The sequence below is a fragment of the Nonomuraea solani genome (assembly GCF_900108335.1).
GTDB classification, from domain to species: Bacteria; Actinomycetota; Actinomycetes; order Streptosporangiales; family Streptosporangiaceae; genus Nonomuraea; species Nonomuraea solani.
In genome coordinates this window covers 424,873-448,358 of the sequence record NZ_FNVT01000007.1, presented here as the reverse complement: position 1 = coordinate 448,358, position 23,486 = coordinate 424,873, and the positions used below count along the sequence as shown (strand labels likewise).

General features: G+C 69.9%; 24 protein-coding genes. 8 read left to right on the top strand and 16 right to left on the bottom strand.

The features are described from left to right. The first annotated feature begins 67 nt into the window (after positions 1 to 67). Complete coding sequence (locus C4V41_RS27285) at positions 68 to 250, top strand: hypothetical protein (RefSeq protein ID WP_103958774.1); 183 nt, start codon at positions 68 to 70, stop codon at positions 248 to 250. On the opposite strand, the gene C4V41_RS27280 is transcribed toward C4V41_RS27285, so the two are convergent. From C4V41_RS27280 to C4V41_RS27260, 5 genes are all read right to left on the bottom strand, one after another. Beyond that, positions 247 to 606 carry a hypothetical protein gene (locus tag C4V41_RS27280; protein WP_103958773.1) on the bottom strand — a complete coding sequence of 120 codons (360 nt, stop codon included), beginning with the start codon at positions 604 to 606 and terminating at the stop codon, positions 247 to 249. The two genes, C4V41_RS27285 and C4V41_RS27280, sit on opposite strands and share 4 nt — an antisense overlap. Positions 607 to 613: 7 nt before the next feature. Next, the gene (locus tag C4V41_RS27275; RefSeq protein WP_103958772.1) at positions 614 to 1,516 is read right to left on the bottom strand and encodes a WXG100-like domain-containing protein; all 903 of its coding nucleotides are present in this window, start codon (positions 1,514 to 1,516) and stop codon (positions 614 to 616) included. Beyond that, entirely contained in the window at positions 1,513 to 1,863 is a 351-nt protein-coding gene (locus C4V41_RS27270; RefSeq protein WP_103958771.1) for a YbaB/EbfC family nucleoid-associated protein, read from the bottom strand. Before C4V41_RS27270 ends, C4V41_RS27275 begins: the two co-directional genes overlap by 4 nt. A gap of 86 nt (positions 1,864 to 1,949) precedes the next feature. Next, entirely contained in the window at positions 1,950 to 2,570 is a 621-nt protein-coding gene (locus C4V41_RS27265; protein ID WP_103958770.1) for an SRPBCC family protein, read from the bottom strand. A gap of 74 nt (positions 2,571 to 2,644) precedes the next feature. After that, positions 2,645 to 4,102, bottom strand: a complete 1,458-nt coding sequence (locus tag C4V41_RS27260; RefSeq protein ID WP_103958769.1) for a serine hydrolase domain-containing protein — start codon at positions 4,100 to 4,102, stop codon at positions 2,645 to 2,647. A gap of 176 nt (positions 4,103 to 4,278) precedes the next feature. On the opposite strand from C4V41_RS27260, the gene C4V41_RS27255 reads away from it, so the two are divergent. Continuing rightward, complete coding sequence (locus tag C4V41_RS27255) at positions 4,279 to 5,463, top strand: MFS transporter (protein ID WP_103958768.1); 1,185 nt, start codon at positions 4,279 to 4,281, stop codon at positions 5,461 to 5,463. A gap of 55 nt (positions 5,464 to 5,518) precedes the next feature. On the opposite strand, the gene C4V41_RS27250 is transcribed toward C4V41_RS27255, so the two are convergent. From C4V41_RS27250 to C4V41_RS27220, 7 genes are all read right to left on the bottom strand, one after another. After that, entirely contained in the window at positions 5,519 to 5,725 is a 207-nt protein-coding gene (locus C4V41_RS27250) for a hypothetical protein (RefSeq protein ID WP_103958767.1), read from the bottom strand. A 177-nt stretch (positions 5,726 to 5,902) separates the two neighbouring features. Next, positions 5,903 to 6,115, bottom strand: coding sequence for an alcohol dehydrogenase catalytic domain-containing protein (locus tag C4V41_RS27245; protein WP_200824249.1), 213 nt, complete (start codon positions 6,113 to 6,115; stop codon positions 5,903 to 5,905). Between the two features lie 25 nt (positions 6,116 to 6,140). After that, complete coding sequence (locus tag C4V41_RS27240; protein ID WP_200824248.1) at positions 6,141 to 7,097, bottom strand: MBL fold metallo-hydrolase; 957 nt, start codon at positions 7,095 to 7,097, stop codon at positions 6,141 to 6,143. Between the two features lie 56 nt (positions 7,098 to 7,153). Next, positions 7,154 to 9,013 carry a glycoside hydrolase family 76 protein gene (locus C4V41_RS27235; protein WP_103958765.1) on the bottom strand — a complete coding sequence of 620 codons (1,860 nt, stop codon included), beginning with the start codon at positions 9,011 to 9,013 and terminating at the stop codon, positions 7,154 to 7,156. Further along, complete coding sequence (locus C4V41_RS27230) at positions 9,010 to 10,278, bottom strand: ABC transporter substrate-binding protein (RefSeq protein WP_103958764.1); 1,269 nt, start codon at positions 10,276 to 10,278, stop codon at positions 9,010 to 9,012. The genes C4V41_RS27235 and C4V41_RS27230 overlap by 4 nt, the downstream gene beginning before the upstream one ends. A gap of 35 nt (positions 10,279 to 10,313) precedes the next feature. Further along, positions 10,314 to 11,180 carry a carbohydrate ABC transporter permease gene (locus C4V41_RS27225; protein ID WP_103958763.1) on the bottom strand — a complete coding sequence of 289 codons (867 nt, stop codon included), beginning with the start codon at positions 11,178 to 11,180 and terminating at the stop codon, positions 10,314 to 10,316. Continuing rightward, positions 11,177 to 12,055, bottom strand: coding sequence for a carbohydrate ABC transporter permease (locus C4V41_RS27220; RefSeq protein ID WP_200824247.1), 879 nt, complete (start codon positions 12,053 to 12,055; stop codon positions 11,177 to 11,179). Before C4V41_RS27220 ends, C4V41_RS27225 begins: the two co-directional genes overlap by 4 nt. A gap of 125 nt (positions 12,056 to 12,180) precedes the next feature. On the opposite strand from C4V41_RS27220, the gene C4V41_RS27215 reads away from it, so the two are divergent. Both C4V41_RS27215 and C4V41_RS27210 read left to right on the top strand, forming a co-directional pair. Continuing rightward, positions 12,181 to 13,281, top strand: coding sequence for a GntR family transcriptional regulator (locus C4V41_RS27215; protein WP_200824246.1), 1,101 nt, complete (start codon positions 12,181 to 12,183; stop codon positions 13,279 to 13,281). Further along, the gene (locus tag C4V41_RS27210) at positions 13,281 to 14,297 is read left to right on the top strand and encodes a glycoside hydrolase family 76 protein (protein ID WP_103958761.1); all 1,017 of its coding nucleotides are present in this window, start codon (positions 13,281 to 13,283) and stop codon (positions 14,295 to 14,297) included. The genes C4V41_RS27215 and C4V41_RS27210 overlap by 1 nt, the downstream gene beginning before the upstream one ends. A gap of 5 nt (positions 14,298 to 14,302) precedes the next feature. Here C4V41_RS27210 and C4V41_RS27205 read toward each other — a convergent pair whose 3' ends face one another. Further along, positions 14,303 to 16,108, bottom strand: a complete 1,806-nt coding sequence (locus tag C4V41_RS27205; protein WP_103958760.1) for a glycoside hydrolase family 2 protein — start codon at positions 16,106 to 16,108, stop codon at positions 14,303 to 14,305. Positions 16,109 to 16,253: 145 nt separating this feature from the next. Here C4V41_RS27205 and C4V41_RS27200 point away from each other — a divergent pair, with 145 nt between their 5' ends. The 3 genes from C4V41_RS27200 to C4V41_RS27190 are packed head-to-tail and all read left to right on the top strand — an operon-like array spanning position 16,254 to position 19,317. Continuing rightward, positions 16,254 to 17,567: an extracellular solute-binding protein gene (locus C4V41_RS27200; protein ID WP_103958759.1), complete on the top strand. Its 1,314-nt coding sequence runs from the start codon at positions 16,254 to 16,256 to the stop codon at positions 17,565 to 17,567. After that, on the top strand, positions 17,564 to 18,487 hold the full coding sequence (locus C4V41_RS27195) for a carbohydrate ABC transporter permease (protein ID WP_103958758.1): 924 nt from the start codon (positions 17,564 to 17,566) through the stop codon (positions 18,485 to 18,487). Before C4V41_RS27200 ends, C4V41_RS27195 begins: the two co-directional genes overlap by 4 nt. Continuing rightward, the gene (locus C4V41_RS27190) at positions 18,487 to 19,317 is read left to right on the top strand and encodes a carbohydrate ABC transporter permease (protein ID WP_103958757.1); all 831 of its coding nucleotides are present in this window, start codon (positions 18,487 to 18,489) and stop codon (positions 19,315 to 19,317) included. Before C4V41_RS27195 ends, C4V41_RS27190 begins: the two co-directional genes overlap by 1 nt. Before the next feature lie 169 nt (positions 19,318 to 19,486). Here the strand turns inward: C4V41_RS27190 and C4V41_RS27185 are convergent, their stop codons facing one another. Beyond that, the gene (locus C4V41_RS27185; RefSeq protein ID WP_235030414.1) at positions 19,487 to 20,476 is read right to left on the bottom strand and encodes a LacI family DNA-binding transcriptional regulator; all 990 of its coding nucleotides are present in this window, start codon (positions 20,474 to 20,476) and stop codon (positions 19,487 to 19,489) included. 155 nt (positions 20,477 to 20,631) lie between these two features. Between C4V41_RS27185 and C4V41_RS27180 the strand changes: the two genes are divergently transcribed. Beyond that, positions 20,632 to 20,874: a DUF2188 domain-containing protein gene (locus C4V41_RS27180; RefSeq protein WP_103958755.1), complete on the top strand. Its 243-nt coding sequence runs from the start codon at positions 20,632 to 20,634 to the stop codon at positions 20,872 to 20,874. Between the two features lie 6 nt (positions 20,875 to 20,880). Here C4V41_RS27180 and C4V41_RS27175 read toward each other — a convergent pair whose 3' ends face one another. Together C4V41_RS27175 and C4V41_RS27170 are read right to left on the bottom strand one after the other, a co-directional pair. Next, positions 20,881 to 21,750, bottom strand: a complete 870-nt coding sequence (locus C4V41_RS27175) for an alpha/beta fold hydrolase (protein WP_103958754.1) — start codon at positions 21,748 to 21,750, stop codon at positions 20,881 to 20,883. Between the two features lie 21 nt (positions 21,751 to 21,771). Then, a complete protein-coding gene (locus C4V41_RS27170; RefSeq protein WP_103958753.1) occupies positions 21,772 to 23,412 on the bottom strand; it encodes a ThuA domain-containing protein in 1,641 nt (546 codons plus the stop codon). Positions 23,413 to 23,486 lie beyond the last annotated feature (74 nt).

Here is a 23,486-nt window from a genome sequence, read left to right as displayed (position 1 = left end):
GAGGTCATAGGTGTGGCCGACCGGTTTCTGGACAGGAGTCTCCTTCGACTTCGATGAAGGGGCTTCCATGTCTGCTGACCAACCGGCCACCTGTCCGGCGTGCCAGGGCGTGCTCGTCGTCCTGCGGACCAGCGCCTACACGCCCGAGCGGGCTCGGCTGATCGTCGCCAACGGCTTCTGCAAGGGGCGCTGCGCCGAGCTCGAAGCCGGCGAGCCGACCCGCGCGATCATCCCGGTGGCGGTCTCCTAGCCCGTGCCCCAGATCTTCTGCCCCGGGTCGGCGGGAGGCAGTTTCGACAGGATGGCGGCCACGCTGTCCCAGTCGGCCACCTGCACGAGGTCGGCCATGAGGCGCAGGCGGGAGGCGATCTCGTGGTGGGCGTCGAGGTAGACCTCGGTGCCCTCGATGATCTGGCCGGTGACCGCCTCGTATCCGCCGGCGGCGCCCTGACCCTTGAAGAACGCCGTGCCCTCCTTGCCGTCACCCCAGAAGTCGCCGATGGCGTTCAGGTCCTCGGCCGCCTCGGCGATGAACCTGCCCAGCTCGCCCCGCTCCAGGTCGAAGGCGGTGGCCGCGGAGCGGATCTGTGTCTTGTCGATTTCCATGTGATCCTCAGGCGGGTTTGTGGGCCATCGTGAAGTAGAGCAGGATGCGGCCCAGGGTCTCCTTCGGGGTGGGGATGAGCTCCTCGCCCGACTGCCCGTTCAGCGAGTCGTACGTCGGGCCGTAGCCGACCGAGCCGCCCGCGAGCCGGCTCAGGAAATACTGCACGTCCGCGTTCGCGGTCACCTTCCTGGCCAGCGGCGCGGCCGCGTCGAACACGCCGTAGAAGGCGACCGAGGCGGTGAACTCCTTGAGCGCCTGCGTCGCGTTGTCCCCGAACGAGCCGGGATCCTCGCCCCGCGCCGCCTTCACCCCGGCCACGACCGCCACGTCGCCCACGGCGAAGAAGGCGCTGCCGATCGAGTATTCGGTCAGCTTGCTCAGCACGATCTTGGCGATGCTGTGCTCCAGCAGCTTGGCCAGCAGCCCCGCCTGCGCCCGCCGCATGAGGATCTGCGTGATCTGGTACGCCACCCCCGCCTGCCAGGGAAAGGTGGTGATGAAGACGAAACTGGCGAAGTTCGCCAAGGCCAGCGTCCAGTACGCCTTCCGCGCCTCCTCGATCACCTCGGCGAACTCCAGGCAGGCGGTGCTGTTGTCACGGCACCGCCGGGCGAGCTTGGCGGCGTAGCCGTTCTCCTCCGGCTGCGGATAGAGCCCGGCGGTGACGGCCGACTTGAACGCCGCCACCCCCTGCCCCTCGTTCCTGCGCCACACCGACGCGGCGGCCGGGTACGTCGCGTCCGGGCTCCGCTCGATCCGATCGGCCAGGCGGGCCCAGACGGCGGCGGCCTGGCGTGCCTTGTCCGGTTCGCCGCTGGGGTAGTCGACCGCCAGCATCTGGAACACGAAGCCCGCGATGCCGAGCGTGCCGAAGCCGTAGATGCTCGCGCGGGTGGGATTGATCTTCACCGCCCGGTCCCGTCGTCCAGCGGTGTGCCCGTGAGGAAGGGCGTCACCACGTCGCCCGCCTCCCGCTCGGCGTCGCGGGCCGCCCGGCCGGCGGCCTCCATGATCGCCGCCGCGAGCCGGTCGGAGCCCAGCTTCATCGCGCGGGGGTCGATGGTGATCCCGGCGAGCGCGCCGCTCTGGGTCACGTCCACCACGACCCGGCCGTCCGCCGCCTCGCCCCGGCCCCGGACGGAGGCGATGCGATCGCGCAGCCCGTCCAGGGCCTCCATCTCCCGCTGAAAGTCCTTCAGCAGCCTGCCGAGATGCTGGTCACCGCCGGTGCTGAAAGGATCGGTCGGTGAGGTCATCCCGCCTCCTGGCTTGTGCGCATGATTCCCACAATATACGGATAAACAGACCTGAAATTAGGGTTATCCGATGGGGAAGATGCGGTTCAGCCGGCGTCCGGGGCGAACTGGGCGAGGGAGGCCGCCACCGCCGCGGCGATCTCGTCGGCGGTGGCGGCGCCCGAGGCCTCGATGGCGGCCGTCCAGGCGTGCACGGACCCCTTGGAGAACTCCTGCGTCTCCAGGGAGTTCGCCGCGGCCACCGGGTCGCCGACGACCTCTCCGCGCAGGAAGAGGTCCAGGCCCATGAACGCGCCGTCCCACCCGGGCCCCACGTAGAGCGCGCCCGCGCCGCTCCCGGCCATCTCGACGGGCACGGTGTGCTCCAGTTCGAGCGTGGTCGCGCCGTCCCCGCCGGGGGTCAGGCGCAGCTCGACGATGCTGGCCGGGCCGCCGAAGGTCACCTTGAGCAGGCGGGGCCGCTCGCAGGTGAGGATGTCGCCGCCCGCGTTGCCCTCAAGCTGGAACGTGCCGCCGGCGCGCAGGTCGCCGCTGAGCGGCAGGAACCAGCGCTTGACCCGATCGGGGTCGGTGACGGCGTCCCACACGTCGTCGATCGCGGCGTCGTAGGTGCGCCGGAGGAGGACTCCGACGCCCTCGCCGCCGTCGATCGGCTTCTTGCCGACCTCGCGGTGGATGGCCTGGAGCTGACTGGCGATGTCGATCATGGGGTGTCCCTTGTCGCGTTCTAGGGGGGTCGCGTCATTATTGCGTTCTCGCTTATATAAGTCAATTAATATACTTACTGGACCTTGGGGGTGGCGCGCATCCCGACGTAACAGACCTGGGAGCCGTCGGCCAGCGTGGCGAAGACGACGGGCATGTAGTCCTCGCTGAAGGCCGCCCCGGCGCCGGAGGCGGCGAACACGGTCTCGGTGACCGGCTCCAGGTCCATCTCCAGCGGCGGTGACATGTCCTTCATGCCGTCCACGAACTCGTAGCGCATGTGCGCCTTGCCGCCGCCGTCCCCGCTGACCGTGATGACCACGCCCTCACGCTTGTACGTCCCCAGCAGCGGCGCGAGATCGACCGCGGGCGCGGGGTTCGCCGGGGCGAAGGGCTCGGGCATCCGCACGCCGGCCAGCTCCGCCAGCAGCTCGCGGAACAGGTCGGCGTAGAGCAGCCGGGCGCTGCCACCGTTGGTCATCAGCGCGAGGGCCAGCCCCGCCCGCGGGACCACGCGCAGGTACGCGTACTGGCCGATGGCGGCGCCGTCGTGGCCGTAGCCGGCGACGCCGTCCCAGTCGTACAGGGTCCAGCCGAGGCCCCAGCCGTCGGCGGAGACCGTCCACTTGTCGGGCACGTCCACCTCGCGGCGCTGCATCGCGGCGACCGCCTCCGCCGACAGAACGCGGGTGCCGTCGGGAGCGAGGCCGTGGCCGAGGTGCATGCCGGCGAGGCGGGCCATGTCGCCGGCCGAGACGATGACCCGCCCGGCGGGTCCCGCCGATCGCGGCATCAGGTCCCAGGCCGGCGCGGGGCCGGGCTCGGCGCCGGGCTCGCCGAGGTGGCTCATGGCGGTCTGGAAGCGCAGGGCCTCTTCCGGCAGGGTCATCGAGCGTTCCAGGCCGAGCGGGGTGAAGAGCAGGTCCTTCAGCGCCTGGTCCCAGGTGCGGCCGGTGAGCACCTCGATGACGCGGCCGAGCACCACGTAGCCGAGGCCGCCGTACGAGACGGCCGTTCCCGGCGGGCAGTCCAGCGCCACGCCGCGAGCGGCCTTGACGTATTCGGCCAGGCAGTCGTCGCCGCGGCCGCTGTCGTGGTTGAAGTCGTTGGTGACGCCGCCGGTGTGCGACAGCAGTTGCCTGACCGTGATCGTCCTGGTCGCCACCGGGTCGGGGGTGGCGAACTCCGGCAGCACGCTCACCACGGGCGTGTCCAGGTCCAGCCGGCCCTCGTCGACCAGCCGCATCACCAGCGTGGCGGTGTAGACCTTGGCGATCGAGCCGGACAGGAACACCGAGTCGGTCGTCACCTTCACGCCGGTGCCGCGGTGCAGCACCCCGCTGGCCAGCTCGTGCACCTGGCCGTCGACCAGCACGGCCAGCGACGCGCCCGGCACGTGGTGCCGCTCGCGCAGCTCGTCGAAGCGGGCCTGCCAGCGGGCCACGTCGAAGGTGCGGCCCCGCGAGTCCGCCGTCCCCCACTCGCCCTTGGCCGTCCAGCCGCCCTGCTCGGTCCAGTTCACGTTCGTCGACATGCTCGACTCCTTTTGTACGCCGTTCCGCTTATGCGAACACTGTACTCTGTGCGCACAGTGTTCGCAAGCGCGACGGTGATCAGGACAAGCCCGTACCGGCGATATCCGTTTTTGTATGGATTGATGTCACATATCACTATTGGACGGCCTGCCCGATCTCTGCTGTCATCTCCCGGGTGACCGTCGCCGCCCTCACGCCGCCCGACCCCGTCGCGGACCCGCCGTCCGGCCGCCGGCTGGTCGTGATGGTGGTCACCATCCAGTTCGCCGCCTGCCTGGGGTTCTTCTCGGTGATGGCGCACCTGGTCGCGCACCTCCGGCACGACCTGGGCCTGCTGGCCGGCACGGTGGGATTGATCCTCGGGGTGCGGGTCGGGCTGCAGTTCGCCCTTCTGCTGCCGGTCGGGGCGGTCACCGATCTGCTCGGCGCGCGGCGTACCGGGGTGATCGCCTGCGTCCTTCGCGCGCTGGGCTTCGGTCTGCTCGGCGTCGCGGACGGGGTGGGCGGACTGCTCGGCGCCGCCGTCGTCCTCGCCGTCGGCGGCGCGCTCTACAACCCGGCGGCCCAGAGCCTGCTGGCCGGCGTCGGCCCCGCCCGCCGCGCCGGTGGGTTCGCCGCCTATGTCGGGGCCCAGCACATCGCGACGGTCGTGGGACCGCCCGTGGGGCTCGTCCTGCTCTCCCTGGGGCCCGGGTTCGTGCTGCTGGCCGGAGCGGCGGCGGCCATGTGGACGGTGTCCGCCGTCCTGTTCCTGCTCCTGCCGCATTCCGGGAGGAAACCGGCGCCCGCCCGCTTCGGCGACATTCTCACCGGGGTGCGGAGGGTGCTCGGCGACCGTACGTTCGTGCTCTTCGCGCTGATGACCGCGCCCACGTCGCTGCTCGCGAACCACATCATGACCGCCGTGCCGCTGCTCGGCTTCACCCCGGCCGCGGCGACGCTCTCCTTCAGCGTGCTGGCCGCGGTCGCGGCGGCCGCCCAGCCGTTCGTCGCCGCCGGGCGGCGGGGCGAGCGTCCGTGGGTGCTGCGCCTCGGCCTGCTGTGCGCGGCGGCGACGTTCTTCGTGCTCGCCCCGCTCGACGGTACGCAGGCCGGCCCGCTGATGGTCGCGGCCGTGCTCAACGGGGTGTCGAACGGGCTGGTCCAGCCGGCCATCTTCCAGCGCGCCGCCCGGCACGCGCCACCCGAGCGCTTCGGCTCCTACTACGGTGTTCTGGCGTTCTGCGCCGGCATGTTCTCGTGCGCGGCGGACCTGCTGATCGGCCGCCTCTTCGACCTGGGCCCGACGGGCGCGACGGCGGCCCTGATCGGCGTCGGCACCTTCGCCCTCGTGGCCGCCATCGGCACCCGGGGCCCGTGACCCGGCAGGGGCTCACACTCGCGAACACCGCTGCCGGGTCTGGGACGACCTGTGGCTAGCCGATCCAGTCGTCACTGGCCGGTGCGGCCCAGTCGCGGTTGGCCGGTGCCACCCCGATCCAGTCGTCACCGGCAGGGGTGACGTTGGCCCAGCCGTGCCCGGCGACGGCGGCGCCGCCGTCGACGTGGCCGGACAGGGCGACGACTCCGACGCCCAGCGTCGCGCTCACGATGATCGCCGCCCCCGCTGCGAACTTTCGCATGTCATTTCTCCCTCGATCGACCCAGCGGCGAAATCGCCGCCCCCGTCGCCTCCGACTCTCCGCCACGAGAGATCGGGCCGCGCGCCATCGTGAGCGCACGTGTCCAGAAAGCTGGGATTCGTGTCCGTTCCCTGACGTTGTCCCCGTCATCGGCCCGCCACCCGGGCTCCTGAGGGATCAGCAGAAGGTGATGACGCGGCGACCTCCGCGCTTGGCCGGGCACAGGATCTGGTCGCCGGACACGCAGTGGTCGCAGTGGCCGCACGAGTCGTACAGGAACCGGGCCCCGACCGGGTCACCCACGGACAGGCCGGGCACACCGGAGCCGAGCGCGGCGACCGTGCCGGTGATCTCGTGGCCGGGGACGACCGGGAAACGGGCTCGCCTCACGGAGGTAGTGCCCAGCCTGCGGCGGTCAACCCAGAGCGGTCTTCAGAACGCCGGACTGGTGCTGCTCCGGCAGCCGGCTGTCCGGGTGCGCCCACGGCAGCACATTGGCGAACCGCCGCCCGAAGAACTCCAGCACCTCCCGATCCGAGTGACGCAGGCTGAAGTGCGTCAGCACGAAGAGCGTCTCCGGATGCGCCTCGACCACCTTCCGCAGGCGGCTCCACACCGTGTGCCCGACCCGGTCGGCGCGCTCCAGCTCGGTGTCGTGGAGGAAGGTGCACTCGGTGATGATCACCGGATAGTCGAACAGCCACGTATTGTGCTCGAACACGCTCACGTGGGTGTCGCCGAGGAAGGCGAAGAGCGGGCGGCGTACCTCCCGCTCGACCTCGTTCCCCGCCGCGCGCTCGCGGGCCATGACGCGGCCGAACTCCGCCGCCCGGCCGTCACTCGCCAGGGAACGCCGCAGCTCGTCGTACTCGGGCAGCAGCTCCTTGCCGCGCTCGGAGAAGGCGTAACCGACGCAGGGGACCTTGTGCTCGCACCGCACCACCCGCACGTGGTGCCCGCGGCGGCCGAAGGCGAACTCGTCGCCGGGCTTCACACCGTGCAGGCGGTGCCCGCCGGCCAGCTCCGGGTCGTAGCCGGCGCCGTGGTTCAGCTCGGCGGAGGCGCGTAAGTACGACTCCACGTACGGCACCGCCTCGGCGGGCAGGTAGATGTCCGTGCCGCCCGCCCGCGAGGCGAGAAAGTCGAGATCCTTGGCATGGTCGTGATGGGTGTGCGTGAGGAACACCGTCTCCGCCTGGCGCCCCTCGCACAGCCCCGCGTCGAGGACGCAGCGCAGCTCGGGCAGGTGGAAGAAGGTCTTGTCGTTGGCGCGTGAATAGCCGGTCATGGTGATCCCGGTGCCGGGAATCCGCCAGGTCTTCCACTGCCGGAACGGATGTCCCTGGTCGAGGCGGTCCGGGTGAGCTGTCATCGCGGGTCGTGCCTTTCGCATGGGCCGGTGGCAGGGGGCCACCGCGCATGCCGAGGCTAGGGGCTTTCCGCGTAACGGATGGTCATCTCGTCAAGGTTGAGCCAGTTCGTACTGCCCTGGGCGGCGTCGAAGGCCAGCGTGACGGTGTTGGCGCCGGCCTGGAGCGCGACGTCCGGCACGGTCACCGTGTTCCAGGTGCCCCACGCGCCGGTCGAGGGGAACCGCACGGTGGCGCCGGGCGTGAGCCGCCGGGTGGCGTCGCCCGCGGCGGCGGCGTAGCGGAACGTGAGGTCGTAGCGGCCGGCCCGGCTGACGTCGGGGCGGAAGGTCACCGACTGGCCGTCGGCGTTCCAGCCGGCCACGTAGCCCGTGCCGGTATAGCCGGGATGGGTGGATTCGGTGCCGACGCCGTTCAGGGTGGCCGACTCGGCCTGGTGCTGGGCGGAGACGTCGAGGCGGTCGAGGTTGAGGTAGTTGCCGGTGCCCAGCTCGACGCGGATCGTGTTGTGGCCCTGGACGAGGGTGACGCCGTTGAGGACGGCGGTGCTCCAGGTGCCCCATCCGCCGGTGGACGGGAACGCCACGTCGGTCTGGGTGCCGTGCACGACGACCCGGCGGGAGGCGTTCCCGGCGCCGGCGGCGTAGCGGAAGCGGAGCTCGTACGGGCCGGCGGACGGGACGTTGACCTGGAACGTCAGGGTCTGTCCCGAGGCGTTCCAGCCGGCGAGGTAGCCCCGGCCGGTGAAGCCGGGCTGGGTGCTCTCGGCGCCGATGCCCGAGGGGATCGCGTTCTCGGCCTCGTATCTGCCGTTCTCCGGCTGGAGGCCGGTGTTGCCGTCGGGCTGGACGAGCTGGAGCGCGCTGACGGCGGCGGCCGCGGTGAGGCTCTGCAGGTACGCGGCCGGCGCGGGCGCGGACCAGTCGGGGCCCGCCAGGTCGTCGCCGGTACGGCGGTGCCGCCACGCCTGGGTGGCGTTACGCTGCAGGAACGGCAGATACCGGCTCTGCCCGTGCCGGGTGACGAGGGTGTTGAGCCCACGGAAGAGCAGCGACTTGAAGCCGCCCGCGTCGTTGACGCCCTCGTGCGTCATCGTCCCGCCGTTGGTCAGGTAGGTGGTCGCCCAGTCGGCCGCCGCGCGGGCGTCGGCGAGGTAGGACGCGGTGCCCGTCGCGGTGTGCAGCGCGGCGGCGGCGCTGATGTAGGTGCCGAAGTTGTAGCTGAAGTCCCACTTCACCAGGGTGCCCGAGCCTTCGATGTGGTCGTAGACGTGGCCCGACTCCTGCAGGTTGGCCTTCAGCCAGGCGAACAGCGACTGCGCCCGGGTCAGGTAGGCCGCGTCGCCGGTGGCGGCGTACAGCTTGGCGGCGGTCAGGGCCGCCGGGGCATTGGTGGCGACGTTCTTCTGGTTGTGCACGCTGCGGCGCCACCAGATGCCGCCCCCGTACGTCGAATCGTGCTCGGCCCAGATCTGGTCGAACAACGACCGCGACCGGGTCAGATACCTGGCGTCCCGGGTGATCTCGTACGCCCGCGCACTGGCCAGCGCCCACCAGCCGATGTCGTCGTTGTAGTCGTTGACGAACGTCGGATAGTAGGCGACGAACCCGTCGTAGACCTCGTCGATCATCCGGCGGTACGTCGCGCTGCCGGTGCGCTGGTAGGCGTCCATCACCAGCTCCCAGAGCTGCGCCTCCCACCAGAAGTCGGTGTAGAGCCCGCCCTCCGGGCCGTGCGCGTGCTCGGCGTGGGTCTGCCGGTCGCTGTTGGTGTAGAAGTACTTCTTCGCCGGATCCCAGAAAGTCGCGACAAAAGCGGACATGGCGGCATCGGCGTCAGCCGGTACGGTGGCCGCCTGCGCGGGCTGGGTCAGGGCCGCCGATAACAGCAGGCAGGCGACCGCCATCTGGCCCCTCATGAGTTGTTCTCCGTCAGCACCCGGTCACCCTGCTGCTGCGCCTGGGTGAGGGCATCCTGGGCGCCGGCCTTGCCCTCCATGAGGAGCTGGAGGCCGGGAATGAGCGACTCCTCCTCCATCGGCGCGTAGCCGGCGCAGGCGGGCCGGATCTTGGCGTACTCCAGGGTGTCCAGGATCGGCTTCCAGAACGGGTCGCCGGCGAAGAAGGGATCCCGCGCCGCCTGCACGTTGCCGGGGATGTTCAGGCTGGTCTTGGCCCACAACACGGCGTTCTCCTTTTCGGCCGTCCACCACTTGACGAACTCCCAGGCCTCTTCCTTGTGCTTGCCCGCCTGCGGGATCACCAGGCCGAAGCCGCCCATGAGGCTGGCCTGGCCGCCCTGCGGGCCCGACGGCGGCGGCACGATGCCGAAGTCGAGGTCCTTGCCGTACTTCTTGTAGGTGGTGATGTTCCAGGGGCCCGTCAGGATCATGGAGACCTTGCCGGTCGCGAAGGCGTCGGTGCCCTCGCCGAGGCCCTTCTCGAAGCCGCTCTGGTAGACGCCCGCCTTGATCATGCGGTCCCAGAGGCCGAGGACCTGCAGGCCGGGCGGGCCGTTGAAGGTGGTGCGCGCGCAGTCGTCGCTGACCATCTGGCCGCCGGCCTGGCGCAGGTACATGCTGAACAGGCCCACGTCGTCCATCGACAGGCCGGCGCGGACGAGCTTGCCGCCCTCGCGCTCGGTCAGCTTCACCGCCGCCCGCTCCAGCTCGGCCCACGTGCGCGGCGGTTCGATGCCGGCCGCCTTCAGATGGGCCTTGTTGTAGAACAGGGCGCGGGCGTCGACCGTGAGCGGCAGGCCGTACAGTTTGCCGCCGTGGGTGAGCTCGCGCATCGCCTCGCCGTAGAAGCGCTCGCGCTCGATGCCGTCCTTCTTCAGCCGGTCGTCGATGGGGTGGAGCACGCCTTTGGGCGCGTAGCCGGCCGTCCGCCAGCGGTCCCAGAACATGACGTCGGGGGCCTGGCCTGAGGTGGAGGCGGTGAGGAACTTGGTGAGCATGTCCTCCTGGACGACGTACTCGACCTGGATCTTGGGGTGGGTCTTGTTGAAGGCGGCGGTCATCGTCCTGAACTGCTGCTCGCCCTCGCCGGACCAGTCGCCCCAGAACTTCAGGCGCACCACGCCGTCCGAGAAGGGGGCGCCGGACGAGCCGCAGCCGGTCGTGATCGTGAGCAGGGCGGCGATGGAGGTGGCGGCCAGCCGCCTGGTCAGGATGGCGCGCATCGGCGGCTCAGTCCTTTCTACTGGATGCCGGAGCTCTACTGGATGCCGGAGCCGGTGAAGGCCAGGCCACGAGTCAGGTAGCGCTGCCCGAAGGCGAACAGCAGCAGCGTGGGCAGCATCGCGACGATCGATCCGGCCATGAGCGGCCCGTAGTCGGTCTGCTTGTTGAAGGAGAAGGCGGCCAGGCTCATCTGGATGGTGCTCATGTCGGGGTCGTTGAGTACGATCAGCGGCCACAGGAAGCCGTTCCAGCCCGCGACGAAGGTGAAGACCGCCAGGGTGGCCAGCGCGGGACGGCACAGCGGCAGGTAGATCCGCCAGAAGATGCGGAACTCGGGGCAGCCGTCGACGCGGGCGGCCTCGCCCAGGTCCTTGGGCAGCGCCAGGAAGAACTGCCGCATCATGAACACCGCGAACGCGCCGACGGCGCCCGGCAGGAGGATCGCCCAGTACGTGTTCAGCAGCCCGAAGCCGCCCTGACCGGCCAGGTCGTTGCCCCCGGCGAGCGGCAGGTTCTTGACGATGAGGAAGGAGGGGACCAGGGTCACCACGGCCGGCACCATCATGGAGGCCAGCAGCAGCCGGAACAGCGCCCGGCTGCCACGGAACGGCAGCCGCGCGAACGCGTACCCGGCCAGCGACCCGAGCACCAGGTTGGTGACGACGCCGCCCACGGCGAGCACCATCGAGTTGGCGAAGTGCCGGGCGAACGGGACGGTGGTGAACGCGGCCCAGTAGTGCTCGAAGGTGATCGAGCTGGGCAGCCACGTGATGGGCAGCGAGATGATCTCGTCGTCGGGCTTGAGCGACGTGCTCAGCGACCACAGGAACGGCAGCAGCATGAACAGCCCGACCACGGTGAGCACGGCGTAGAAGAGGGCGATCCGGATCTTCCGCATCATGTCTCGTCACTCCGGTTGATCCGCATGTTGACCACGGTGACGGCCACGATGATGAGGAAGAGGGTGAACGCCTGCGCGGAGGCGTAGCCCATCTGCAGCCGGTTGAAGCCGGTCTCGTAGATCTGGTAGACGGGCGTCAGGGTCGAGTTGCCCGGCCCGCCCTTGGTCATCACGTACGCCTGGTCGAAGAGCTGGAAGGCGCCGATCAGCGACAGCGTGGTGACGAACAACGTCGTGGTACGCAGTGACGGCCAGGTGATGTGGGCGAACGACGCCCAGCGGCCGGCGCCGTCGAGGGCGGCGGCCTCGTACAGGTGGCCGGGGATGTTCTGCAGTCCGGCCAGGTAGATCAGCATGTTGGAGCCGATCCCCTGCCACAGGGTGACCAGCACGATGGAGAGCATGGCGGTGTCGCTGGAGCCCACCCACGCCGGGCCCGGGAACCCGAAGAAGCCGAGGATCTCGTTGACCGGCCCGTAGTGGCTGTTGAGCATCCAGGTCCACACGGTCGCGGCGGCGACGGGCGAGGTGACCACGGGAATGTAGTAGATGGTGCGGAACAGGCCCATCGCGGGCAGCCTGCTGTTGAGCGCCACCGCCAGCAGCAGCGAGGCGGCGATCATCGCGGGCACGAACATCGCGCAGTAGAACAGGATGTTCTTCAGCGTGGTGAAGAACGTGGCGTCCCCGAGCAGCCTGGCATAGTTCTCCAGACCCGCCCACGTCGGCGGCGTGAGCACGTCGTAGGAGGTGAAGCTGAGACCGAGGGCGCCGATCACGGGCAGCACGGTGAAGACGACGAACAGCACCATCGGAGGCGTGGCGAACAGGACGCCGGCCCGCGCCTGGTGCCGGCTCAGTAAGGAGCGGGTCATCGCCGGGCCACCTCCCATCGCCGTGCGTGAGATGTCACTTGGAAGCAACGTAAGAATCAAGTTGGCATAAGTCAATATGTCTAGGATCAGTTGGTATATATCTGGACCTATCAAGAAGGGGAGCCGTGGCTGCGAGAGGCCCGCTGCTCTACGAGCGGATCATCGACTACCTCCTGGACGAGGTCAGGCGGGGCGCCCTGGCCCCGGGTGACCGCGTTCCCTCGGAGATGGAGCTGGCCGAGCGGTTCGAGGTCAGCCGGATCACTTCCAAGAAGGCGCTCGAACTCCTGCGGGAGGCCGGCGTTGTCCACCGGATCCGGGGAAAGGGCTCGTTCGTGGCCACGGACCTGCCCGATCTCGGCACGCTCACGTTCGCCGCGCGCCCCGCCGAGGCGGAACGCGCTCCGGCGGCGATCGCGATGATCTATCCCGACGCCTCGGAGGCGTACGGGCTCGAACTGCTCTGCGCGGTCGAGGAGCGCTGCGCCGAGCACGGCCTCACCCTGGCGATCAAGCGCACCCGTGGCAGCCAGGAAGAGGAGGAGAAGGCGATCGAGGCGATGGTGGACGGCGGGCTGGTCGACGGCCTGATCGTCTTCCCCGTGCACGGCGAGTACTACAATGCCGGCCTGCTCAGGACCATCCTCGACGGCTACCCGCTGGTCCTGGTCGACCGCTACCTGGCCGGGATCCAGGTGTGCGCCGTGCACACCGACAACGTGGCCGCCGCGCGGGCGCTGACCGAGCGCCTGCTCGACCAGGGGCACCGGCACGTCGCGTTCGTCTCGCCGCCGCCGGAGAACACCTCCAGCATCGAGGAGCGGCTGGAGGGCTTCCGCGCCGCCTGCGCCGGGCGCGGCCTGCCGCCCGACCGGCAGCACCTGCTGACCGACCTGTCCAGCACCCTGCCCGGCGCCTTCACCTCGGACAACGTCTCGGCCGACGTCGAGCGCATCCGCGCCTTCCAGGCCCGCGAACCGCAGGTCACCGCGTTCGTGGTCTGCGAGTACAACCTGGCGCGGGTGATGGGCCGGGCGATCGACGGCCCGGTCATCGCCTGCTTCGACTCGCCCCTCGACCCCGTCGCCGGGCCGGCCTTCATGCACGTACGGCAGGACCAGCGGGAGATGGGCCGGCGAGCGGTCGACCTGCTGCTGGCGCAGACGCGCGGCGAGGTCGTGCCAGGACGGTCCATCGTGCCCTTCACCATCGCCGAGCCCACCTGATGGAGGCAGAACCCGTGTGGAACCACCGGGCCGACCAGGCCCAGCGCAGCCTTGACCACTTCTTCGGCGCCCCCGGAGAGCAGTTGTTCGACAACTGGCATCCGCTGGAGCCGGGTGACAACGACGTGTTCAACTACTGGTGGCTCGCGCACGCCATGGACGCCCGGCTCGACGGCTATGAGCGGACCTCCGACCCGGCCTACCTGGAGCAGGCCAGGCAGATCCACGACGGGATCCGCTGGCGCAACGGGGGATCGCTGTTCAACGACTACTTCGACGACATGCTCTGGCTCGCGCTGGCGACCTTGCGCCTCGCGGACGCGACCGGCGCCGCCGACCTGTACGGCGACGCCGTCCGGCTCTGGGAGCACGTCCTGGAGCACGGCTGGAACGAGCACGAGGGCGGCGGCATCGCCTGGCGGGTCTCGCAGCCGTACTACAAGAACACCCCCGCCAACGCCCCGTTCGTCATCCTGTCGGCCCGGCTGCACCGGCACACGGGCGACCCGCGCTACCTGGAGCAGGCGCTGCGCGTCATGGACTGGCTGGAGCGCACCCTCGTCGAGCCGGACGGGTTCGTGCACGACGGCATCAACCGCCAGGAGGACCACGCCATCGACGTGGACTGGCGCTTCACCTACAACCAGGGCCTGTACGTCGGCGCGTGCGTCGAACTCGGCGAGGACTACCTGGCCCGCGCCGCGCGCACGGCCCGCACCGCCATCGCCGAGCTGAGCAGGGACGGCGTCTTCTCCGACGAGGGCGAGGGTGGCGACGAAGGGCTGTTCAAGGGCGTCTACTACCGCTACGCCCGCGAGCTCGTCGAGGTCGCGGACGTGCCGCACGTCAGGGAGTTCGTGCTGGGGAGCACCGAACGGCTGTGGCGTTCGTGCGAGCGCGACGGCCTGCTGCTCGCCAACGGCGACTGGAACCGGCCGCCGCGCGGCAAGGTGCCCCTGTCGGCCCAGCTCAGTGCCGTCATGGCCACGGAGATGTGCGCGGCCATGACGGGATGAGGGGCCTACCGCTCGGCGGCGGCCTGGCGGATCTGGACCGCGCGCACGCGCTCCACGTCCAGCTTGGTGCTCCGGTCGAAGCGGTAGATGCCGTTCTCCTCCTGGAACACGTCGGTGAGCTGCGTGTAGCAGTAGCCGAACATGTCCGGGTCGTCCAGGAGCACGTCGGTCAGGCCGGCGAAGCGGATGTGGAACTCCTCCTCGCCCCGCACCCGCTGGCCGTAGCCCCACGAGCTCTCCCGGTCGGCGTCCTGGTCGGTCCCGGCGAGCTCGGGGTTCCACCAGATGCCGCCGTACTCGCTGACGAAGTACGGCTGCCCCCGGTAGGGCACCGAGATGGGCCGCCCGTCCTTGTCGTTGACGAACGGCTGGTCCTTGCCCAGGCCGCTCATCTGGCTCGCGAACGCGGCGGGCTCCTGCTCGTAGTTGTGCGAGTCGTAAATGTCGGTCTCCCAGACGCGGTGGCTGTAGCCGGAGGCGTCGATGACCGGGCGGGTGGGGTCGGCCAGCTTGGTTGCCAGGTACATGCCGCGCGTGACGTCGTCGAGCTGGGCGACGTGGTCGTGGATGACCTGGGTGGTCTCGTTGAGCGGGCACCAGCCGACGATCGACGGGTGCGAGAAGTCCCGCTCCAGGACCTCCAGCCACTGCGTGATGAAGGAGGCGGACGGAAGCTGCTCGGTGCCGTCGTTGGCGCCCCAGTCGCCGAACTCGCCCCACACCAGGTAGCCCAGCCGGTCGGCGTGGTAGAGGAAGCGCTCCTCGAACACCTTCTGGTGCAGGCGGGCGCCGTTGAAGCCGGCGGCCACCGACAGCTCGATGTCCTGGACGAGCGCGGCGTCGGTGGGGGCGGTCATCAGGCCGTCCGGGTAGTAGCCCTGGTCCAGCACCAGACGCTGGAAGACCGGGCGGCCGTTGATCAGCACGCGCTTGCCGTCGATCGCGATCGAGCGCAGCCCGGCGTAGCTGTCCACGGCGTCCGTCACGGCGCCGGAGGCGTCGAGCAGCTCGACCTTGACGTCGTAGAGGAAGCCGTCGCCCGGCTCCCACAGGCGTACCCGATCGGCCGGGATCTCCAGGCGCACGGAGGGCGCCAGGTCCACGTCGGCGCGGGCGGTCGCGGTGGCGACGACGCCGGCGGCGTCGGCGACGGTCACGCGGACCGAGCCGCCGGGGCGGTTGGCCGACAGCGGCGTGACGACGGTGAACGACGAGGTCGCGACCTCGGGCGTGATGCGCGGGCGGCGCAGGTGCGCGTCGGGGACGGGCTCCAGCCACACCGACTGCCAGATCCCCGTCGTCCGGGTGTAGAGGCACTCGAAGTTCTGGTATTTGGTCGACTGCTTGCCGCGCGCCTGGGGCCCCTGCCGGGGGTCGCGGGCGCGGACCACGATCGTCGCCTCCTCGCCGGGGCGCACCACGGCCGAAAGGTCGGCCGTGAAGGGGGAGAAACCACCGCGGTGCCGGGCCACCTCGGCCCCGTTCACCCACACCGTGGCGTCATGGTCGACGGCCCCGAAGTGCAGCAACGTCCGCCGCCCCGCCCACGCGGCCGGAACGGTCACACTGCGGCGGTACCAGACCGCCTCCATGAAGTCGGTGTGCCCGACGCCGGACAATTCCGACTCCGGCGCGAAGGGCACCGTGATGGTTCCGGACAACTCGCGTTCGCGCAGGCCACGCTCCAGGCCGGAGTCCGCGGCGTCGATCTCGAACTGCCACGGGCCGTTGAGGGTCAGCCAGTCGGCACGGACCATCTGCGGACGGGGATATTCGGGACGGGGCACGTCATGAGGGGCTGAACTCGGCATCTGAACAACCTTCGGAAATCGCAGACAGCGGGCAGGTCAGGTCTTTTGCTACGTAGCAAAGTGTGCCACACTCCCTCCAACCGGAGTCAACATCCCGCTACGCCCCGTTGTGAGGGCTGGTCGGGCCCTCTGGAGGAACCACGAAATGAGCGAGTGGCCCAATACCCGGCTTTCCCGGCGCCGGGCGCTGCAAGTCGCCGGACTGTCGGCCTTTCTGGCAGGCTGCGGTACGCAGTCCGCCCGGTCGGGCGGGCAGGAGATCGCCTTCTGGCATCTCCTCAGCGGCGGCGACGGCGAGCGCATGAACGCGATCGTCGGCAAAGCCGACGCGGAGATGCCCAACGCCCGAATAAAACAGGTCATTCTCGCCTGGGGCGCCCCCTACTACACCAAACTCGCGATGTCAGCGGCCGGCGGCCGCGCTCCCGACCTCGGCATCGTGCACATGTCCCGCCTGGCCGGGTACGCCCCCGGCGGCCTGCTCGACCCCTGGGACCTGAACCGGCTCGCCCGCTACGGCGTCAGCGAGTCGACGTTCACGGCCCCCGCGTGGAAGAACTCCATCGTCAACGGCAAGACCTTCGCCCTGGCGCTGGACTCCCACGTGTTCGCGGCGTTCTTCAACACCGACCTGGCGAGCAAGGCCGGGCTGCTGGACTCGTCGGGCAAACTGCCCGAGATCAAGAGCATGGCCGACATGAAGCGGCTCGGCGCGGAGTTCAAGAAGCTCACCGGCAAGCAGTACGGCCTCGGCTTCGGCTTCCTCGGCGACGGCGGCCAGCTCTGGCGCCTGTTCTGGACCTTCTACAGCCAGCACGGCGCCACCTTCGGCCTGCAGGGAGACAAGTTCGCCTACGACGCCGACGCGTTCGGCGAGTCGGTCGAGACGATGCGCCAACTGGTCGACGGCGAGGTCGCCTCCACGAGCGCCGACTACTCCACGGCCACCTCGGCGTTCCTCAACGGCGAGATCGGCCTGCTCTTCTCGGGCGTCTGGGAGCTGCCGCAGTTCCAGGAGGCGAAGATGCCGCTGGGCGCCATGCCGATCCCGAACATGTTCGGCACCGGCATCGACGCGACCTGGGGTGACTCGCACACGTTCGTGCTGCCGCACCAGTCGGATCCGGACGAGAGCCGTCGCGAGCTGGCCTACGAGGCGGTGTCGAGGATCCTCAAGGGCTCGCTGCCCTGGGGCGCGGCCGGGCACACGCCCGCCTACCAGCCCGTCGTCAACTCCCCGGAGTTCAAGGCGCTGCGGCCGAACAGCGACTACGCGGTCACCGCGTCGTACACGCACTACGATCCGCCGTCGTCGTTCTCCGGCTCGGGCTCGAACTTCATGACCCAGTTCGGCGGCGTGATCCAGAATGCGCTGATCGGGCAGACCACTGTCAAAGACGCCGTCGCCGACTTCGCCGAGCGCGTCAACGTCCTCATGTCCAAGGCGGTGAAGCGATGACGTCGGCCACCCTCACGCGGGGCGCCGTGACGGAGAAGCCCAAGACCGGCGCCAAGGTGCGCAGGGGCCGCGTCGGGCTCCTGTACGTCCTGCCGTTCTTCGTGTCATTCGTGCTCTTCCTCCTGTGGCCCACGGTCTACGGCATCTGGATGAGCTTCACCGACCGCGACCTGGCGGCCGGCACCGAGCCGAAGATGGTCGGGTTCGCCAACTACGCCGAGGCGCTCACCGACCCGATGGTGTGGACGACGTTCGGCAACACGGTGCTGTTCACCGTGCTCACGACGGTTCCGCTGATCCTGCTGGCCCTCGTGGCGGCGCTGCTGGTCAACCTCGGGCTGCCGGGGCAGTGGGTGTGGCGGATGTCGTTCTTCCTGCCGTACCTGCTCGCCTCGACCGTGGTCAGCCTGATCTGGAAGTGGCTCTACAACCCGGAGCTGGGGCTGGTCAACAGCTTCGTCGCGCTGTTCGGCGTCGAGGCCCAGAAGTGGCTGCAAGATCCCGACACCGCCATGGTCGCGATCGCGCTCACCACCACCTGGTGGACGCTCGGCTTCAACTTCCTGCTCTATCTGGCCGCGCTGCAGAACATCCCGGCCACGGTCTACGAGGCCGCCTCGATCGACGGGGCGGGCAAGTGGCGGCAGCTCTTCTCGATCACGCTGCCGCTGCTGCGCAACACCACCATGCTGATCCTGGTGCTGCAGATCCTGGCCTCGCTCAAGGTCTTCGACCAGATCTACCAGATGTCGGGCGGCGGCCCCGACGACAGCACCCGCTCGGTCCTCATGTACGTCTTCGACACCGGCTTCACCGGCTACCGGCTCGGCTACGCCTCGGCCATCTCCTACGTCTTCTTCGCCATCATCCTGGTCCTGTCACTGCTGCAGCTGAGGTTCGCCCGGAGGTCCGACCGCTGATGAAGAGCACCAATGCCGGGCGGATCGTGGCCTTCGTGGTCCTGGCCCTGTTCAGTCTGCTGATGCTGGCGCCGTTCCTGTGGGCGGTGAACACCTCGCTCAAATCCGAGGCCGACGCCGGCGCGACCCCCATCTCGATCCTGCCCAAGGGCGGCTACACCTGGGACACCTACGCCAAGGTCTTCGAGATGGGCAACATCCCGACGTGGATGGTCAACAGCTTCGTCGTGGCGACCGGCGTCACGCTCATCACGCTGGTGATCTCCACGCTGGCCGGGTACGCGTTCTCGCGGCTGGACTTCACCGGGCGCAAGCCGCTGCTCGCCCTCACCGTCGCCTCCATCATGATCCCCGGGACGATCTTCATCGTGCCGCTGTTCGACGAGATGCTCGCCTTCGACATGGTGGACACGTACTGGGGGATCATCCTGCCCCAGGTGGTCGCGCCGGTGATGGTGTTCATCCTGAAGCGGTTCTTCGACAGCATCCCGCGCGAGCTGGAGGACGCCGCGCGGGTGGACGGGGCGACGTCGTTCCGGATCTTCCTGCGGATCGTGCTGCCGTTGTCGCGGCCGATCATCGCGGCGGTGGCGATCTTCACGTTCGTCGGCGCGTGGAACAACTTCCTGTGGCCGTTCATCGTGACCAACGACCCCAACCTCATGACCCTGCCCGTCGGCCTGCAGACCGTCACCAACGGCTACGGCGTCGTCTTCGCCCAGAACATGGCGAACGCGGTGCTGGCAGCGCTGCCGCTGATCCTCGTGTTCCTGTTCTTCCAGCGGCAGATCATCAAGGGCATCGCCACCACCGGCCTCGGCGGGCAGTAGCGTGCGCGTCACCACGGCCCCGTTCCTGACCGACGGCGGCCGGGTGGAGCGTCGCCGGGCGGCTGCTGATCGAGGACACCGCGCCCGCGGAGGCCGGCCGGCGGGCGCTGCGGATCGCGTACAAGATCATCGAGGCGTTCGAGACGGGGCGCAGGGTCGCGGTCCGGCCTCACTGACTCGACTCGCGCACCTTCAGCTCGAAGTCCACCAGAATGTACGGCTCCAGCCCGCTGGCCTTGCCCGTGATCTGCTCGTGCAGCATCGCGACCGCGGTCCTGGCCAGCGCGTTCACGTCGGGGGAGACCGTGGTCAGCGACGGCGTCGAGTAGCGCGCCTCCTCGGCGTCGTCGAAGCCCACCAGCGCGATCTCCCGCGGCACCCGGATCCCCCTGGAGCGCAGCCCCCGGAGCGCGCCGAGCGCGAGGGAGTCGTTCATCGCGAAGATGGCGTCCGGCATCGGCAGCCCGGCGTCCAGGTGCTGTTCGATCGCCTGCTGGCCGCCGGGACGGGTCCAGTCGGCGTGCACCAGCAACTCCTCGTGCGCGCTCAGCCCCGCCTCCGCCAGCCCTTCGAGGAAGCCCTGCGTCCGCTGCCTGGCCGTCACCTTTCCCTCGGGGGCGTAGCCGAGCAGCATCAGCCGCCGCCTGCCCAGCCCCGTCAGGTAGCGCACCACCGCCAGGGCGGCCTGTCGGTTGGGGGTGCCGACGTGGTGCACCGGCGGATCCAGCACCTGGTCGCCCACCAGCACCATCGGGTAGTCGGGGCGGCGGTGCAGCCCGTCGTCGGGCTTCAGCGTCAGCGCCGCCATGATCGCACCGTCGGTCAGCTGGTTGCGGCCGCCGCCCAGGACCTTCAGCTCGCGCTCGCGCTCCGAACCGGTCAGCTCGATCAGCACCGTGTAGCCGTGCGCCTCGGCCTCGCGGACGACCACGCCCGCGAGGTCGGCGAAGAAGCGGGCCCTGAAGTCGGGGACGACGAGCGCGATGAGCCCGGTGCGGGCCGCGCGCAGGCTGCGGGCGGCGGCGTTGGGCACGTAGCCGAGCGCCGCCATGGCCTCGAGGACGCGGCGGCGCGTCTCCGGGCGGACGAACTCGTAGTTGTTGACGACGTTGGAGACCGTGCGCTGGGAGACCCCGGCGGCGCGGGCGACGTCGTGCATGCTCACGGCCATCGCGGTGTCGCCTCACCCAGGGTCATCACGACCTTTATCGTACTGTGCGTCACCGCCCGGACAACGAGAGAGGACTAGAAGAGCCCGCTCGGGGCACGAGAAGGTGCCAATCACTACAAACCTCCAGAAAAGGGGCACCTCTCATGGCAGGCCAGGCCAACTCCCGAGACGTCGTCCAGCGCCCTGACGGTAGCTGGGCGGTCACCAGGCCGGACGCCGACCGAGCGCTCTACACCGCGGACACGCAGGCGGACGCCGTGCGGCGGGCCAGCGAGCTGCTGCAGCGGGACGGCGGCGGCGAGCTGCGCATCCACGGCGTCGACGGCCAGGTGCGCGACCAGCGCACCATCGCCCCCGGCAACGACCCCACCCCGCCCAAGGGCTGACCGGCCTCAGGCGTGCACACGCCCGAGGAAGTCGCGGACGAGGGGCACGATCTCGCCCAGATTGGTCTCCAGCGCCCAGTGGCCGGCGTCGAGCAGATGCAGCTCCGCGTCCGGCAGGTCGCGCAGGTAGGCACTGGCCGACTCCTCGGGCATGTAGCCGTCGTGCGACCCCCACACGATCAGGGCAGGCGGCCGGTGCTCGCGCAGGTACGCCTGCTCCTTGGGGAACCAGCCGAGCGTCGTCGCCTGGTCCTCGAACAGCGACACGACGTTGGCGCGCCGCCGCGGCGTGTTCATCAGGCTCCAGTGCAGCTTCCACAGGTCCGGGCTCACCCGCTCCGCCAGGTGCGGGGGCAGGTCGCCGGCGAACTCGTCGCGGAAGCCCTCCTCCGAGACGTTCGCGGCCATCTTCGCCCGGCCCTCGGGCGTGGGGCAGGACCAGAACTCCTTCAGCCAGGCGTATTTGGGGCCCAGGACGTCCTCGTAGATGTCGCCGTTCTGGATGACGAGCGCGGCGACCCGCTCCGGTGCCCGCAGGGCCAGCCGGAGGCCGAACTGGGAGCCGTAGTCGTGCAGGTAGAGGGCGTACCTGGACAACTCCATCACCTGGGTGAAGCGTTCGAGGAAGCCGGCGTAGCCGTCAAAGGTGTAGGAGAAGTGCTCGGGGGTGCCGCTGAGGCCGAAGCCCGGCAGGTCGGGCGCGAGCAGGCGCCAGCGGTCGCCCAGCGCGGCCATGAGGCCGCGGAACTCGTAGGAGCTGCACGGATAGCCGTGCGGCAGCAGGAACACCGGCGCGTCCGGCGGCCCGGCCTCCCGGTAGAAGGTCTCGATCCCGTCGACGTCGATGGTCCGGTGGGTCACGGGTGACAGAGGCATGTGTCCCCCATGCCCGGGGAGTCACCTCCGTACCAGGGTGAGGGCGTCGACGTCGAACAGGTGACCTCTGCCGCCCTTGAAGACCAGGTGGAGCGGGCCCGTGCCGGTGCCGGTCAGCGGGGTGGTGACGGTCCTGAAACCCCCTCTGGCCGGTACGGCGACCGAGCCGAGCAGGGGGCCGGTGCGCGAGCCCGAGCGGATCTGGATCGTCCCGCCGCGCCCGGCGGACACGCGGGCGGAGAACGACGCCGCGTCCCGCGTCGTGACGTTCGCGTAGCCCGCCCAGTCGCCGTCGTCGAGGTGGCCGAGCACCTTGCCGCCGCCGGCCCGCGGGTCGCGGACGACGCGCACGCCGCGGCCGGAGGTGCACGACTCGGCCTCGACGGTGGCGCCCAGCCGCCTGATCCGGATGTCGCGGAAGGACACCTGATCGGTGGGACCGTGGTTCTGGATGCCGACGTGTCCCTGGCGCAGCGAGCGCCGCGGATCGGTGTTGGTGAAGTCGTTGATCCGCACGCCGTTCAGGAAGACCCGCAGCCGCTCGTCCTCGACCAGCAGCTCGTAGGTGTTCCACTGGCCCGGCGGGTTCAGCGCGGCGTCGCGGGCGGCCAGGTCGGCGGCCTTGAAGCCGTAGACGGAGCCGGTCGTGCGGTCGGGCGCGTCCGTGGCGTCGATCTGCACCTCGTAGCCGTTGTTCACCGCCGACCACGGGTCGTCCGAGGCCGGGAAGCCGACGAAGACGCCCGAGTTGCCGTCGCCGGTCACCCGCCAGTCGAGCTTCAGCGAGTACGAGGCGAACTCCTCGGCGCGGTACCACAGCAGTCCCAGCCCGCCCTGCGAGGTCAGGGTGGCGTCCTGCTCGGTGAAGCCGCCGGGGCCCGCCTGCGACCAGCCGGCGAGTGAGCCGTCGTAGAGCGCGGTGTAGCCGTTCTCCGGCCGGCAGTCCGCCTGGGCGGCGCCGGCCGCGTACCTGATGCCGCCGAGCAGCACGTCGCGGAAGGCGGGGTCGGCGTAGGACTCGTTCGTGTGGCCCAGCCCGGTGTAGAAGGAGCGGCCCTTGCCCTGGGTGCGGCACCAGGTGATGGGGTGGTCGCCCATGTCGCCGCCGGTGTAGCTGCTCTCGTCGAGGTTCTGCAGCACGTGCACGTCGGCGCGCGGGTTGGCGCGGTAGTTGTACCACTCGTCGGTACGCGTCCACGTCTGCCCGAGGTGCGCGGTCGCGGGATGCGCGCGGTCCTCGGTGCGCACGGTCGCCTGCTGGATGGCGGGGTGGTTCTTGAAGTACGCCCCCACCAGCCGCCCGTAGTAGGGCCAGTCGTACTCGGTGTCGGCCGCCGAATGCACGCCGACGTAGCCGCCGCCTCCGTCGATATACCGCTCGAACGCGGCCTGCTGCGCCGCGTCGAGCACGTCACCGGTGGTGCTCAGGAAGACCACGGCGTCGTAGCGGCCCAGGTCGGTGAACGCGGCCGCGTCCTCCGTCGCGGTGACGGAGAAACCGTGCGCCGCGCCCAGCTCACCGATGGCCCGCAGGCCCGCCGGGATCGAGTCGTGCCGGAACCCGGCGGTCTTGGAGAAGACCAGCACCTGGTACGCCGGTTCCGCTGGAGTCGCGCTCAGGCTCGCCGCGACGAGGACGAGGGTCAGGAGTCTGTGCAGCATCGCCGCCTACCCGGACGGGGGAGTGGGACCGTGTGGGACTCGTGTGGGACTCGTCCTCGACCGTCGCCGCTCTG

What these genes read in the sequence shown, in the direction of transcription:
- C4V41_RS27170 (WP_103958753.1), bottom strand. Translation starts at nt 23,412, where the DNA reads ATGCTGCACAGACTCCTGACCCTCGTCCTCGTCGCGGCGAGCCTGAGC.
- C4V41_RS27195 (WP_103958758.1), top strand. Translation starts at nt 17,564, where the DNA reads ATGACGTCGGCCACCCTCACGCGGGGCGCCGTGACGGAGAAGCCCAAG.
- C4V41_RS27230 (WP_103958764.1), bottom strand. Translation starts at nt 10,278, where the DNA reads ATGCGCGCCATCCTGACCAGGCGGCTGGCCGCCACCTCCATCGCCGCC.
- C4V41_RS27270 (WP_103958771.1), bottom strand. Translation starts at nt 1,863, where the DNA reads ATGACCTCACCGACCGATCCTTTCAGCACCGGCGGTGACCAGCATCTC.
- C4V41_RS27210 (WP_103958761.1), top strand. Translation starts at nt 13,281, where the DNA reads ATGGAGGCAGAACCCGTGTGGAACCACCGGGCCGACCAGGCCCAGCGC.
- C4V41_RS27265 (WP_103958770.1), bottom strand. Translation starts at nt 2,570, where the DNA reads ATGATCGACATCGCCAGTCAGCTCCAGGCCATCCACCGCGAGGTCGGC.
- C4V41_RS27175 (WP_103958754.1), bottom strand. Translation starts at nt 21,750, where the DNA reads ATGCCTCTGTCACCCGTGACCCACCGGACCATCGACGTCGACGGGATC.
- C4V41_RS27285 (WP_103958774.1), top strand. Translation starts at nt 68, where the DNA reads ATGTCTGCTGACCAACCGGCCACCTGTCCGGCGTGCCAGGGCGTGCTC.
- C4V41_RS27220 (WP_200824247.1), bottom strand. Translation starts at nt 12,055, where the DNA reads ATGACCCGCTCCTTACTGAGCCGGCACCAGGCGCGGGCCGGCGTCCTG.
- C4V41_RS27190 (WP_103958757.1), top strand. Translation starts at nt 18,487, where the DNA reads ATGAAGAGCACCAATGCCGGGCGGATCGTGGCCTTCGTGGTCCTGGCC.
- C4V41_RS27225 (WP_103958763.1), bottom strand. Translation starts at nt 11,180, where the DNA reads ATGATGCGGAAGATCCGGATCGCCCTCTTCTACGCCGTGCTCACCGTG.
- C4V41_RS27260 (WP_103958769.1), bottom strand. Translation starts at nt 4,102, where the DNA reads ATGTCGACGAACGTGAACTGGACCGAGCAGGGCGGCTGGACGGCCAAG.
- C4V41_RS27205 (WP_103958760.1), bottom strand. Translation starts at nt 16,108, where the DNA reads ATGCCGAGTTCAGCCCCTCATGACGTGCCCCGTCCCGAATATCCCCGT.
- C4V41_RS27250 (WP_103958767.1), bottom strand. Translation starts at nt 5,725, where the DNA reads ATGCGAAAGTTCGCAGCGGGGGCGGCGATCATCGTGAGCGCGACGCTG.
- C4V41_RS27235 (WP_103958765.1), bottom strand. Translation starts at nt 9,013, where the DNA reads ATGAGGGGCCAGATGGCGGTCGCCTGCCTGCTGTTATCGGCGGCCCTG.
- C4V41_RS27240 (WP_200824248.1), bottom strand. Translation starts at nt 7,097, where the DNA reads ATGACAGCTCACCCGGACCGCCTCGACCAGGGACATCCGTTCCGGCAG.
- C4V41_RS27200 (WP_103958759.1), top strand. Translation starts at nt 16,254, where the DNA reads ATGAGCGAGTGGCCCAATACCCGGCTTTCCCGGCGCCGGGCGCTGCAA.
- C4V41_RS27180 (WP_103958755.1), top strand. Translation starts at nt 20,632, where the DNA reads ATGGCAGGCCAGGCCAACTCCCGAGACGTCGTCCAGCGCCCTGACGGT.
- C4V41_RS27280 (WP_103958773.1), bottom strand. Translation starts at nt 606, where the DNA reads ATGGAAATCGACAAGACACAGATCCGCTCCGCGGCCACCGCCTTCGAC.
- C4V41_RS27185 (WP_235030414.1), bottom strand. Translation starts at nt 20,476, where the DNA reads ATGCACGACGTCGCCCGCGCCGCCGGGGTCTCCCAGCGCACGGTCTCC.